We start from the raw sequence: 13,443 nt of genomic DNA, 5'->3' as shown, positions 1-13,443 counted from the left end.
CCCTGAAGGTCCGACACAGCTACCGACACCGAACCGACAGCCGCTCGGGCTCTTCAGGCCCGGGGCTCGCGGACCGCCCGCAGCTTCTCGCCCAGCACCCCGAGCAGCCGGACCAGGTCGTCCAGGTAGAGGTCGATCCAGAGCGTCGCGGCCGCCTGCTCCGGCGGCGCCTGCCGCAGCGCGCCGAGCAATTGCGCGTCGTGGTCGGCCGGCGGCCGCGGGGTCGGTGCGTGCTCCTCGGCCACCTCGCGGAAGGCCGTGACGATCCGGGACGTCCGTGCCGCGACCAGGTCGTAGGCCGGCCCTCCGTCCTCGGCGCCGGCCCGCTCCGCCAGCACCGCGACCGCGTCGGCCACGAGTCGCAGCCGCACCCCGGCGGCCACCCGGGCGTTGAGCAGGTCGATCGAGGAGACGCCGCCCGGCCGTTCGGCGAGCAGCCCGCGCAGCGCGTCGTCGGCGCGGGTGTTCGCCGCCTTCACCGCCTGGTCGGTCGCGTGGTCGATGCCGTGACCCTGCAGCGCGAGCGCCAGCTCGTCGGCGCCGGCCCGGATGGAGTCGCGGACGGCGTCGTCCAGCGCGCCGGCGGCACCGCGCGGCCAGGTCAGGAAGCCGGCGATCAGCCCGGAGGCGCAGCCCAGCGCGACGTCCTGGATCCGCACCACCCCGACGCTCCAGCCCACCGGCTGCAGCAGGTTGAACAGCGCCACCACCATCACCGTGAAGGCCGCCTGGCCGGCGGTGAACGAGATCGCCCGGGGCGCCAGCGCGGCCACCAGCAGCGCCACCGGGATCACCGGCCAGAGCACCGCCGGCGAGGTGCCGAGCAGCACGATGACCAGCGATCCGACGACGAAGCCGAGGGTGGTGCCGAGCAACGCGCGCCAGGCGCTCGCCGTGGTGGCCAGGGCGCGCGACCGGAGCACCGACATGGCGCCCAGCCCGACCCAGAAGGCGTGGTCGACGCTCAGCAGTTCCGCCGCGCCGATCGCGATGCCCAGCCCCAGGCCCATCCGCAGCGCGTTGCGCAGGGCCACCGAGTGCCGGGCCAGCTGGCCGCCGGCGATGCTGCGCGCGGTCGGCAGGATGCCCATCGGGTCGGCGCCCGGCCGGGCCTGCGGCCGCCGCCCCAGGATCTTGGCCAGCGGCGACCGGGCGTCGGCCTCCGCCGCCACCGCCACGGTCGCGCCGACCAGCGCGGCCGCGTGCAGACCGGTGTGCCACGTGCGGTCGATCCGCAGTGCGTCCATCAGATCGGCGGTGCCGTCAGCTGCGTCGTCCGCTGTGTCGACTGCGGCGTCATCCGCTGCGACCAGGGCGGACAGGGTGCGACCGCCGAGCAACCGGCGCAGTGCGTCCAGGTCGTCCAGCGCCTGCTCCAGGCGCTGCCGCGCCTCCGTCCGCAGTGCCGCGGACCGCGCCGGGTCGATGGTGTCCGCCGCGTCGGCCAGGATCGCCCGGACCCCCTCGCGCAGCCGTTCCCGCTCCACCGGGGTGCCGGGCCGGTGCTGCCGATGGTCGCTCGCGGTGCTGTCTCCCGTGTTGTTCGCCGCACTGATGGCTGCCCGCAGCCAGCCCAGGTCATCGATCACCCGGATCAGGAACCGGCTGCCGGTGCTCAGCCCGACCGGCCGCGCGTCGGTCCGGGCGAACTCGGCCCGCAGCCGCTGGATCGAGGCCAGCGCGGCGGCGTCGGCGGTGGTCCGGGAGGAATCGTCGGCGGACCGCAGCAGCGTGCAGATGGCCCGGCAGGCGTCGGCGATCCGCGAGCGCAGGGCGTCGTGGTGCCGGGCCGGCAGCAGGAACAGTGCCGCGGGGATCGCCACGACCGCGGCGAGCAGCCATCCGGTCAGCCGGGGCGCCAGGTCGTCCCAGCCGCCGGGCAGGGTCACCGGCAGGATGAACGCGAGCAGCGCCGCCCGGCCGCTCGCCGCGGCCGCCGCACTGAGCACCCCGGAGAAGGTGATCAGGAAGCCGACCACCGCCATGCCCAGGCCGGCCACCCACCACGGCGTGGCGAGCAGGGTGGCGACCGTGATCAGCACCACCCCGGCCAGCGTCAGGCCGAGGTAGCCCGCGAACCGGGCCGGCCGGTCGCCGGGCAGATCGGTGAACAGCAACATCGCGACGCTGCCGAAGACGGCGAACGCCATCAGCTGCGTGTTGTCGCTGAACAGGCGGATCACCGCCAGCAGGGCCGGCGCGACGATCGCCACCCGGACCGCCTTGCGCAGCGCCTCGCCCTCGGGATCGCGCGTCCGCCACCAGTTCCTCAGCCGGTCCATGACCCAGATTGTGAAGCCTTTTGTTCACATGGCAGGTCTGGCCCCGCCACGGACGGGTGACGTAGCGTCCGCCAGGTCGGATGTGAGGTCGTGGTGAGGAACAGGGAGTTGCCGTTCATGGGACGTGTACTGCGCAGAACCGGGGCGGTGGCGGCCGCCGCCGTCCTCGTCGTCACACCGGCCCTGGTGGGAGCGGTGCCGTCGGCGCTGGCGCTCACGCCGGTGACGCTGAACATCCTCACCGTCAACGACTTCCACGGGCGGATCAACGACGACACCGTCGACTTCGCCAAGACCATCGAGAAGCTGCGCGCCGAGTCGGCGACCGCCAACGCCGGCGTGGACAACACGCTGCTGCTGGGTGCCGGTGACTTCATCGGAGCCTCCGAGTTCACCTCGGCGATCCAGCAGGACCAGCCGACCATCGACGTCTTCAACTCCCTGGGCCTGGTCGCGTCCGCGGTCGGCAACCACGAGTTCGACCAGGGCTTCGCCGACCTGCGTGACCGCGTCATCGACGGCGGGAACAACGCCCAGTGGGACTACCTGGGCGCGAACGTCTACGACACCGCGACCGGTGACCCGGCGCTGCAGCCCTACGGCATCTACCCGGTCAACGGGATCGACGTCGGCGTCATCGGTGTCGTCACCGAGGAGACCCCGCAACTGGTCTCGCCCGGCGGCATCACCGGCCTGACCTTCGGCGATCCGGTCGAGGCGGTCAACCGGGTGGCCGACGAGCTGACCGACGGCGATCCGGGCAACGGCGAGGCCGACGTGCTGATCGCGCTGTTCCACGAGGGCGCCCCCGAGGGCGACGAGGACTCCACGCTGGCCGAGCAGCTGGCGGTGAGCCCGGTGTTCGCCGAGATCGTGCAGCAGACCTCGCCGAAGGTGTCCGCGATCGTCAACGGCCACACCCACCAGGCCTACGCCTGGGAGGCGCCGGTGCCGGGCGTGCAGGGCGCGACCCGCCCGGTGCTGCAGACCGGCAACTACGCCGCGAACGTCGGCCAGATCGAGCTGACCGTCGACGTCGACACCACCCCGCCGTTCGCCGTGCTCGACTCCACCGTGGCCTACGTGGCCCGGGAGACCGACATCGTGCTGAACCCGGAGCCGGCGTCGATCGGCGAGGTCGAGGACATCGTCGCCGCGGCCCAGGCCTACGCGGACGAGATCGGCAGCGTGCCGGTCGGCTCGATCACCGGGGACATCACCACCGCCTTCAGCGGCGGCGCCTACGGGCCGGACGGGTACGGCGGTACCGAGGCGGAACGGGACGACAGAGCGGGTGAGTCCGCGCTCGGCAACCTCGTCGCGGACGCCCTGCTCGACTCGATGTCCAGCGACCTGCGCGGCGGCGCGGAGATCTCCCTGGTCAACCCGGGTGGCCTGCGCGCGGAGCTGCTGTTCGACCCGGACGGTGTGATCACCTACGCCGAGGCCAACGGTGTGCTGCCGTTCGTCAACAACCTGGGCACCATCTCGCTGACCGGCGCCCAGGTGCTCGAGGTGCTGGAGCAGCAGTGGCAGATCGACGACGAGGGCGAGGTACCCACCCGTCCGTACCTGCAGCTCGGCACGTCGTCGAACATGTCGTACACCTTCGACCCGGACCCGGACGGCGACGGCGTGACCGTCGGCGACCTGGACGACCAGGGCAAGCACATCCGCACCGTCAGCATCAACGGCGCGCCGCTGGATCCGACCGCGTCCTACCGGGTCGGCACCTTCTCCTTCCTGCTGCAGGGCGGCGACAACTTCTTCGCCTTCACCGACGGCACCGACTTCCGGGACTCCGGGCTGATCGACCGGGACGCCTGGATCGCCTACCTCGGTGACAACCCGGGTCTGACGCCGAACTTCTCCAAGCACGCGGTGGCCACCGGCGACGTCGACACCACGCCGACCGCCGGTGACACGGTGACCGTCGAGCTCTCCGGCCTGGACATGACCAGCCTGGGTGCGCCGGCGAACACCGCGATCGTCGCGACCCTGGTCCCGTCCGGTGGCGCCGTCGGATCTGTGGACGGGCCTTCGGTGCAGGCCGAGCTGCCGGCCGAGTTCACGGTCAGCGGTGGCACGGCCGTCGTCGAGGCGGACATCCCCGACGACACCGCCGCCGGCGCCTGGGACCTGGTCCTCGGCGTGACCCCGGCCGGGTCGGTGATCCGCATCCCGCTGCAGGTCGCGGCCGCCCCGGTGGTCACCACCAGCGCGCCGACGACCCCGACCTCGGCGCCGACCACCGTGACGACGGAGCCCACCACCGCCGTCCCGACCACGGGCACCACTGTCACCACCAGCACCCCGGTGGCGTCCAGCGATCTGCCCACCACCACCTCCATGTCCAGCTCGCTGAGCGCGACCGGTCTCTCGCAGGCCGGTGGCGAGGGTGCACTGGTACTCGCGGTGGTGCTGATCGTGGCCGGCGGGGGCGTGCTGGTCCTGGCGCGGCGGCGGACGGTGGGGCGCAAGCACTGAGGTCCTGCCCTCGCTGATGCGGATGCACTGGTGGTACCGCGACTCCAACCGGCAGATCGCCATGATCCCGGTGGTGTTGCTCGGCTCCGTGCTGCAGGTTCCGGGCGGCGTGACGATGAAGTTGCTCGCCGCCTGGAACCTCGGCGCGATCGTGTACCTGCTGCTGGTCTGGCTGACCTTCCGCGAGCGTTCGTCGGTCCAACTGCGGACCCTGGCCCGCCTCTCGGAACGGCGTCGGTGGTTCGACCGGCTGGTCGCCTCGAAGCCCCAGCAGATCCCGCAGGTGGCGGCGGCGTTCGCGCTGATCGCCGCGGCGGTGGCGCTGCCGCGGATCGAGGAGCAGGGCGTCCCGGTCTGGCTGGCGTTCGCCCAGTGCGGCCTGGCGATCGTGACGTCCTGGATGATGCTGCAGGCCGGCTACCTGCTGGCCTACCTGGGCATCTACGCCAAGGAGGGCGGGCTCTCCTTCCCCGGCACCCCGCAGCCGCTCGCCGTCGACTTCGCCTACTTCGCCTGCGCGGTGGGCACGACCTTCGCGACGACCGACGTCGAGGTGACGAGCTCGAGACTGCGACGGCACGTGCTGTTGCACGGCATCCTGGCGTTCGTCTTCAACTCGCTGATCGTGGCGATCCTGGTCGGTGTGGTGACCACGCACCTGTCGTCCTGAAACTTTTCTGGCCGGTTTCTGGTCGGCGATGTCGAGAAGCCGGACCCGGCTCCGTCCCAGGGGTGCAGGCGGCCAGAATGGGCCGCACGGACGAGAGGACACCACCATGAAGTACCTCCTGCTGAAGCACTACCGCGGCAACCCGGCCCCGGTCGGCGACGACGTGCCGATGGACCGCTGGACGCCGGCCGAGATCGACGCGCACATCCAGTACATGCAGGACTTCGCGGTGCGGCTGGAGGGCACAGGCGAGTTCGTCGACGGGCAGGCGCTGTCCCCCGAGGGCACCTTCGTCCGCTACGACGGCGAGGGCCGGCCGCCGGTGACCGACGGCCCGTTCGCCGAGACCAAGGACCTGATCGCCGGGTGGATGGTCATCGACGTCGAGTCCTACGACCGGGCACTGGAACTGGCCGGCGAGCTGTCCGCCGCGCCGGGTCGGGGTGGGAAGCCGCTGCACGAGTGGCTGGAGGTCCGGCCCTTCCTGGCGCACCCGCCGACCGTCACCGACTGACCGGGTGCAACCGGGAGGTACGGCGCCGATGGATCCGCAGCTGGTCCGGGAGCTGGCCCCGCAGGTGATCGGCGTCCTCGTCCGGCGCGGCGCGGACTTCGCGTCGGCCGAGGACGCCGTGCAGGAGGCGCTGCTCAAGGCCTGGCAGGCCGGCGTGTCCGATCTGCCTGCTGATCCCAAGGGCTGGCTGGTGACCACGGCGTGGCGGAAGTACCTCGACGCGGTTCGTTCGGATGTGGCGCGACGCGGGCGCGAGGAGAAGCTGGACCTCGAACCCGCACCCGGTCCGACCGAACAGGCCGACGACACGCTGCGGCTGTACTTCCTCTGTGCGCACCCGTCGCTCTCGCCGGCGTCGGCGCTCGCGCTCACCCTGCGGGCGGTCGGCGGGCTGACGACACGGCAGATCGCCGCGGCGTACCTGGTGCCGGAAGCGACGATGGCGCAACGGATCAGCCGGGCGAAGCGGGCGGTGGCGGAGGTGCGGTGGGACCGCCCGGGCGACTTCTCCACCGTGCTGAAGGTGCTCTACCTCGTCTTCAACGAGGGCTACTCCGGGGACGTCGATCTGACCCTCGAGGCGATCCGGCTCACCCGGCAGCTGGCCGGCCTGACCGACGACGAGGAGGTGGCGGGGCTGCTCGCGCTGATGCTGCTGCACCAGGCCCGCCGCCCCGCGCGGTTCGGTGCCGACGGCCGGCTGATCCCGCTGGCCGAGCAGGACCGTTCCCGCTGGAACACCTCGCTGATCGCCGAGGGCGTGGAGATCCTGCAGGCGGCGCTGTCCCGGGACCGGCTGGAGGAATACCAGGCGCAGGCCGCGATCGCGGCGCTGCACGCCGATGCGCGCAGCGTGGGCGAGACCGACTGGGTGCAGATCGTCGGCTGGTACGACGAACTCGTGCGGCTCACCGACAATCCGGTGGCGCGGCTCAACCGCGCGGTGGCGGTGGGCGAGGCCGACGGCGGCCGGGCTGGGTTGGCGGCGCTGGGCGAGATCGATCCCGGGCTGCCGAGGTTCGCTGCGGTGTCGGCACACCTGCACGAGAAGGCCGGCGACGCCGTTGCCGCAGCGCAGCTCTACGCGGATGCCGCGCGGGTCGCCGGGAATGCCGCGGAGCGGGATCACCTGACCCGACAGGCCGCCCGGCTCCGGCAGCCGACGGGGGGATGAGGCGTTCCAGCGGGAACGTCCGGGCAGAATCGTCGCCCATGGGACGGAAGCAGCCGCGGACGGGACGGCGTCCGGCCCCGCTCCCGGTGCGGGAGGGACTGAACCCGACCCGGCTGCGCCTGCCTGCCCTGCCACCCGGTGAAGGCCCCGCCACCGTTCTCGGCCACCTCCTCGACCGCTTCGCCGACGACCACGCCCGGCTGCTGGAGAAGGTCGCCGCCCGCGAAGTCGTGGACGACGACGGCACCCCCATCGACGACGCCACGCCGTACGCCACCGGCATGTTCGTGTACCTGTACCGGGACCCACCGGTCGAACTGCCGATCCCGTTCGGGATCGACATCCTGCACCACGACGGGAGTCTGCTGGTCGTCGACAAGCCGCACTTCCTGGCCACCACGCCACGCGGCATGTACGTCACCGAGACGGCGCTGGTCCGGCTGCGCCGCGAGCTGGACCTGCCCGACCTCAGCCCCTTGCACCGACTGGACCGGGTCACCGCCGGAGTCCTCGCCTTCTCCGTCGACCGCACCCAGCGCGGCGCCTACCAGCAGCTCTTCGCCCGCCGCGAGGTGACCAAGACCTACCTCGCCCTCGCCCGGCACGACCCCGGCCTCACCTTCCCGCGCAGCGTCGAGTCCCACCTGGTCAAGGAACGCGGCACGCCCGTCGCCCACGAGGGCCCCGGCGCCCCGCCGAACAGCCGCACCGACATCGAGATGATCGACATCGACAGGGATCTCGCGCTGTACCGGATCAGGCCGCACACCGGCCGCACCCACCAGATCCGGGTGCACATGGCCTCGCTCGGGCTGCCGATCCTGCACGACCCGTTCTACCCGACCCTCACCGACCCGGACCCCCGGGACTTCTCCCGCCCGTTGCAACTGCTCGCCGAGACCCTCGCCTTCACCGACCCGTTCACCGACGAGCCCCGTCACTTCGCCACCCGCCGCACCCTGCAGCACTGGACCGGTCGGGGAACGGCAGCGGAACGCCCGCCAGCGAACGGATGAAACACCCGTACATATCGGACATCTCGCGGACAGGCCCTGTCGGTCGCGCAGCAGTTTCCCTACTGTGACGCACGGCCCGCAGCAGGCGAGCCGGAGACCCTGATGCCGAAGGTGTGATCATGAGCCCCGTGTCCCGCCGTACGTTCCTTGCGTCGACCGCCACCGGCGCCGCAACAATTCTTGCCGGCGTCGGTTTCACCGCCACCCCCGCCGCAGCGGCCCCGGCCGGCAGCAAGCCCTACCGGCTGACCGTCATGGGCACGTCGGACCTGCACGGCAACGTCTTCAACTGGGACTACTTCAAGGGCGCCGAGTTCGACGACGCCGCCCACAACGACGTCGGCCTGGCGAAGGTGTCGAGCCTGGTCACCGCCCTGCGCAAGGAGCGGGGCGACCGGAACACGCTGCTGATCGACGCCGGTGACACCATCCAGGGCACCCCGCTGGCGTACTACTACGCCAAGATCCAGCCCATCAGCAAGAAGGTCGTCCACCCGATGGCCGCCGCGATGAACAAGATGGGCTTCGACGCCGCGGCCCTGGGCAACCACGAGTTCAACTACGGCATCCCGCTGCTGCGCACCTACGCGAGCCAGCTCAAGTTCCCGCTGCTCGCCGCCAACGCCGTCGATGCGAGGACCAAGCTGCCGGCCTTCCTGCCGTTCACCGTGAAGATCGTGCAGCCGCAGGGCTTCTCGCGGCCGATCGTGGTGGCGATCCTCGGCCTGACCAATCCGGGCATCGCCATCTGGGACAAGGCGAACGTCGAGGGGAAGATGAAGTTCCCGGGCCTGGTCGAGCAGGCCAAGCTCTACGTCCCCCGGATCCGCCCGTACGTCGACGTGCTGCTCGTCGCCGCCCACTCCGGCGCCGACACCAGCAGCTCCTACGGCGACAGCCTGCCCTACCCGGAGAACGCGTCCACCCTTGTCGCCGAGCAGGTCCCGGGCATCGACGCGATCCTGGTCGGCCACGCCCACCAGGACGTCCCGCAGCGCATCGTCACGAACAAGAAGACCGGCAGGCCGGTGGTGCTCAGCGAGCCGAAGATGTGGGGCCAGCGGCTGTCCGTCTTCGACATCGACCTCAGCTTCGCCAAGGGCAAGTGGACGGTGAACCAGGTCGCCAGCCAGGTGCTGAACAGCAACACCGTGCCGGAGGACCCGGCGATCACGAAGCTGCTGCAGGCCAACCATCAGACCGTGCTGGACTACGTGAACTCGGTGATCGGCACCAGCACCGCGCCGATGTCCGCGGCCACCGCCCGGTACGAGGACACCGCGGCGATCGACTTCATCAACTTCGTCCAGGCCGACGCGGTGAAGACGGTGCTGGCCGGCGGCGAGTACGCCGACCTGCCGGTGCTCTCCATCGCCGCGCCGTTCAACCGCGACGCCGCGATCCCGCAGGGCGACGTCAGCGTGCGCGACGTGGCCGGGCTGTACATCTTCGACAACACGTTGCAGGCGGTGCTGATGTCCGGCGCCGACGTCAAGGAGTACCTGGAGTACTCCGCCCGGTACTTCAAGGCGGTCACCTCGGCCGGCCCGTTCACCCCGGACCAGGTGACCAACGCCGTCACCGACACCGCGCCCAGCGGCACCCCGGACTACAACTACGACATCATGGGCGGTCTGGACGCCCCCCTGACGTACACGATCGACCTGGGCAAGCCGGTCGGCAGCCGGATCACCGACCTGGCGTACGGCGGCACCCCGGTCGCCGCCGACCAGCAGTTCGTGATCGCGATCAACAACTACCGGGCCAGCGGCGGCGGCAACTTCCCGCACACCGCCGGCAACACCGCGATCTACAACGCCCAGGTGGAGATCCGGCAGCTGATCATCGACTGGGTCACCGCGAACGAGGTCATCGACCCGGCGCAGTTCGCCGCGGAGGACTGGGCACTCACGTACAACGGCACCCCCCTCACCATCGGCTGAGACCCGTCATGAGGTACCTCATCCCCTGCTGACCTGCACCGACGCCGTCACAGCCGCTGCAGTTGAGGTAGGGGATGAGGCGTTCTCCCGATGGAAAAGCGGTGTCTGCGGACGAATCTTGTTCCCATGACACACACCTGGTTCGAGACCGAGTACATCGTCCGTCAGCAGCAGCGCGAGCTGCGCGAGTCCTACCGGCAGCCCCGCCAGGACCGGATCCGCCGGCACCGCCGCAAGTGAGTGTCGGGGTGATGGGCCACGATGCAGTGGTGGCCCGCACCTCGAGCTCGCGGATGATCGGCCGGAAGGCCGAGCTGGCGGAACTGCGCGCGCTGCTCACGGCGGCCGCGGACGGCACCGCCGGCGCCGCGATCGTCGGCGGTGACGCCGGGGTCGGCAAGACCCGGTTGCTGGAAGTGGTCACCGGTCAGGCCCGCGAGCTCGGGTTCACCGTGCTGACCGGGAACTGCGTGCAGGTCGGCGATTTCGGCCTGCCCTACCTCCCGGTGATCGACGCCCTGCGCGACGTCGAGTCCACCCCCGAAGGTCACGCCCTGCTGGCCGAGCAGGTGGCCCGCCGGCCCGCGCTGGGCCGGCTGCTGCCGCACCTGGTCGACGCCGCCGACCGTGAGCCGGGCGGCTCCACGACCGGACCCGACCGCGACGGCGACGCCCTCGTCCAGGGTCAGCTGTTCGAGGCCGTGCACCGCATCCTCACCGATCTCGCCGCCACCACCCCGGTGCTGCTGGTGATCGAGGACCTGCACTGGGCCGACCGCTCCACCCGGGACCTGCTGTCCTTCCTCGCCCGCACGCTGCGCACCGGCCGGATCGCGGTGATCGCCAGCTACCGGTCCGACGACCTGCACCGCCGCCACCCGCTCCGGCCGCTGCTCGCCGAGCTGGCCCGGCTCCCGCAGATCAACCGGATCACCGTGCCCGCGCTGGGCCGCGCCGAGCTGGCCGAACTGCTCGAGCAGATCTCCGGGCGCCCGGCCGATCCCGCCTCCGTCGATGCCCTGCACCAACGCAGCGAGGGCAACCCGTTCTACGCCGAGGAACTGATCGGCTGCGCGCCGCGCAAGGGGCCCGACCGGATGCCGGTCGGCGACCTGCCGACGGACCTGGCCGACCTGCTGCTGGACCGGGTCGCCGCGTTGCCCGAGGACGGCCAGGAGGTGCTGCGGGTGGCTGCGGTCGCCGGTCGCCGGGTGGACGAGGGACTGCTCGCCGCCGTGGCCGGCCAGGCGGTCACCGACGCCGGCCTGCGCCAGGCTGTCGAGTCCGGGCTACTGGTCCCGTCCGGGCCGGGGGAGAGCTACTCGTTCCGGCACGCGCTGCTGCAGGAGGCGGTCTACGGCGACCTGCTCCCCGGCGAACGCGCGCGCCGACATGCCCGGTTCGCCGAGGTCCTGGCCGCCCGGGCCGCGGGCGCCGGCAATGCCGCCGAGCTCGCCCATCACCAGCTGGCCGCGCACGACCGGGAGGGCGCCCTGCAGACGCTGATCCGGGCGGCCGACGAGGCCGAGAAGCTGGCCGCGCCGGCCGAGGCGCTGCAGCACCTGGAGCAGGCGCTGGACCTGTTGGACCAGCTCGGGACCGGGGCCGACCGGGTCGACCTGCTGTCCCGGGCCGCGCACGACGCCTACGCCACCGGCGATGCCCGCCGCGCAGTCGTGCTGCAGCGGGCGGCGATCACCGAGGTGGACGCGACCGGCACCGTCGAACAGCGGGCGTCCGCCCGGGAACGCATCTCGCACTACCTGCTGGAGGCCGAGGAGGGCGATGTCTCCGGCCCGGCGGCCGAAGCGGTGGCGCTGATGGCCGACCTCCCGGAGCAGCCGCTGACCGCCCAGACCTTGGCCACCTGGGCCCGCACCCTGCTCTGGCGTGACGTCGCCAAGGCCGGTGACCTGCTCGGCCAGGCGATCGCGGTGGCCGACCGGATCGGGGCGCCGCACCTGGCCGCCGACGCGTCGATCTCCCGGGCGCTGCTGGCCCGCCGGGGCATCGGTGGCGGCGACGGGGCCGAGATGATGGAGTCCGCGCTCGCCCGCATCGGCACCGGGACCGGGGCCGATGCCATCCGGATCCGCGCGCTGCGGTTCATCTCCCACATGCGCCTGGAGAACGGCGAGCTGGACGCGGCTCTCGCCGCCGCCGACGCCGGCGTGGAGCTGGCCAACGACGTCGGCCTCACCTGGACCCCGTACGGCCAGGACCTGCAGATGATGCGCGGCTGGGTGCTGATGGCCGCCGGCCGCTGGGACGAGGTGCTGGAGCGCGGGCTCGGCGCCGTCTGGTCGCCGAACGCGGCCGGCCGGATCCTGGCCTCGCAGGCGGTCTGGGTGCTCGCCCAGCGCGGCGACCCGGCGGTGGAGCAGCTGATCGTCCGGCTGCGGGCCACCGGCGACTGGTTCCTCGGCCTGCAGATCGATCTGTCGGAGATGCAGCTGCGGGTGCAGCAGCTGCGACCGGAGGACGCGCTCGCGATCGCCGACCGGGTACGTCCGGAGGCCGGCGCCGAAGGCGGCTTCGGCACCGAATACCTGCTGATGATCGGGTCCGAGCTGGCGGCCCGGGCGCAGCTGGCCGACCGGGCCCGGGCGGCCGGGGACGACGAGGCGGTGGCCGGACACCTGGCGGCGGCCGAGCTCTACCTGGGACAGGCGGAGCGGATCACCCGTGCACCGTCGCTGGCCGGGCCCTACGGCGACCTGTTGCTGGCCCGGGTGCGCGCCGAGGCGGCCCGGCTGGCCGGCACCGACACCGCCGCCGACTGGGCCGAGATGGCCCGGACCGCGGTCGTGTCCGGTCGGGTCCCGGAGCGCGGCTACGCCACCGCGCGGCAGTTCGCGGCGCAGCTGACCGCCGGCGATCGAGGGCCGGACACCGTCGAGCTGGGGCGGCAGGCGCTTGCCGATGCCACCGCGCTGCGCATCCCGTGGCTGGTCGACCAGGTGACCGGGCTGGCCGACCGGGCCCGGCTGCGGTTGCGACCCGCCGGCGACCGGCGCACGGACAGGACGCAGCCGGGGTCACCCGGCCAGGCGACCGCCACCACGAAGGTGGGATCGAACGCGGAGAGTGACACTCGATCACAGGATGTGCTGACGCCGCGGGAGCTCGAGGTGTTGGCGCTGGTCGCGGCCGGTCTGTCCAACGGTGCGATCGGGAAGAAGTTGTTCATCTCGGCCAAAACGGCCAGCGTCCACGTCTCGCACATCCTCGCCAAACTGGGCGCCACCAGCCGAACGGAGGCCGCCGCCCTCGCTCGGGCGCGTGGTCTCCTCCTCGAAACGTCGAGCGGCGATCACCCAGCGTGACCGCGTTCCCTCCAGGGCGTCGAGTCGGTGT

At 72.1% G+C, this 13,443-nt stretch carries 8 protein-coding genes; 7 read left to right on the top strand and 1 reads right to left on the bottom strand.

Translation table 11 applies throughout. The features are described from left to right. Window positions 1-53: 53 nt before the first annotated feature. A complete protein-coding gene (locus GIS00_RS12640; RefSeq protein WP_154768808.1) occupies window positions 54-2,282 on the bottom strand; it encodes an FUSC family protein in 2,229 nt (742 codons plus the stop codon). 117 nt (window positions 2,283-2,399) lie between these two features. On the opposite strand from GIS00_RS12640, the gene GIS00_RS12635 reads away from it, so the two are divergent. The 7 genes from GIS00_RS12635 (at window position 2,400) to GIS00_RS12605 (ending at window position 13,412) form a co-directional block, all read left to right on the top strand. After that, a complete protein-coding gene (locus GIS00_RS12635) occupies window positions 2,400-4,769 on the top strand; it encodes a bifunctional metallophosphatase/5'-nucleotidase (protein WP_154768807.1) in 2,370 nt (789 codons plus the stop codon). A gap of 16 nt (window positions 4,770-4,785) precedes the next feature. After that, window positions 4,786-5,439 (top strand): DUF1345 domain-containing protein, encoded by a 654-nt coding sequence (locus GIS00_RS12630; RefSeq protein WP_154768806.1) that lies wholly within the window; start codon window positions 4,786-4,788, stop codon window positions 5,437-5,439. Window positions 5,440-5,545: 106 nt separating this feature from the next. Next, window positions 5,546-5,953: a YciI family protein gene (locus tag GIS00_RS12625; RefSeq protein WP_154768805.1), complete on the top strand. Its 408-nt coding sequence runs from the start codon at window positions 5,546-5,548 to the stop codon at window positions 5,951-5,953. Window positions 5,954-5,981: 28 nt separating this feature from the next. Next, window positions 5,982-7,127 (top strand): RNA polymerase sigma factor, encoded by a 1,146-nt coding sequence (locus GIS00_RS12620; RefSeq protein WP_154768804.1) that lies wholly within the window; start codon window positions 5,982-5,984, stop codon window positions 7,125-7,127. Between the two features lie 38 nt (window positions 7,128-7,165). Further along, window positions 7,166-8,143, top strand: a complete 978-nt coding sequence (locus GIS00_RS12615; RefSeq protein ID WP_154768803.1) for a pseudouridine synthase — start codon at window positions 7,166-7,168, stop codon at window positions 8,141-8,143. A gap of 119 nt (window positions 8,144-8,262) precedes the next feature. Beyond that, window positions 8,263-10,086 (top strand): bifunctional metallophosphatase/5'-nucleotidase, encoded by a 1,824-nt coding sequence (locus tag GIS00_RS12610; protein WP_154768802.1) that lies wholly within the window; start codon window positions 8,263-8,265, stop codon window positions 10,084-10,086. A gap of 251 nt (window positions 10,087-10,337) precedes the next feature. Next, window positions 10,338-13,412 (top strand): helix-turn-helix transcriptional regulator, encoded by a 3,075-nt coding sequence (locus tag GIS00_RS12605; protein ID WP_196073253.1) that lies wholly within the window; start codon window positions 10,338-10,340, stop codon window positions 13,410-13,412. The last annotated feature ends 31 nt before the right edge of the window (window positions 13,413-13,443 follow it).

The organism is Nakamurella alba (assembly GCF_009707545.1).
Classification (GTDB): Bacteria; Actinomycetota; Actinomycetes; order Mycobacteriales; family Nakamurellaceae; genus Nakamurella; species Nakamurella alba.
Note: the sequence above shows the minus strand (reverse complement) of the source record. Positions and strands in the feature narration are given on the sequence as shown.

Coding starts and splice junctions, on each gene's coding strand:
- GIS00_RS12625 (WP_154768805.1), top strand. CDS start 5,546: ATGAAGTACCTCCTGCTGAAGCACTACCGCGGCAACCCGGCCCCGGTC.
- GIS00_RS12640 (WP_154768808.1), bottom strand. CDS start 2,282: ATGGACCGGCTGAGGAACTGGTGGCGGACGCGCGATCCCGAGGGCGAG.
- GIS00_RS12605 (WP_196073253.1), top strand. CDS start 10,338: ATGGGCCACGATGCAGTGGTGGCCCGCACCTCGAGCTCGCGGATGATC.
- GIS00_RS12620 (WP_154768804.1), top strand. CDS start 5,982: ATGGATCCGCAGCTGGTCCGGGAGCTGGCCCCGCAGGTGATCGGCGTC.
- GIS00_RS12635 (WP_154768807.1), top strand. CDS start 2,400: ATGGGACGTGTACTGCGCAGAACCGGGGCGGTGGCGGCCGCCGCCGTC.
- GIS00_RS12615 (WP_154768803.1), top strand. CDS start 7,166: ATGGGACGGAAGCAGCCGCGGACGGGACGGCGTCCGGCCCCGCTCCCG.
- GIS00_RS12630 (WP_154768806.1), top strand. CDS start 4,786: ATGCGGATGCACTGGTGGTACCGCGACTCCAACCGGCAGATCGCCATG.
- GIS00_RS12610 (WP_154768802.1), top strand. CDS start 8,263: ATGAGCCCCGTGTCCCGCCGTACGTTCCTTGCGTCGACCGCCACCGGC.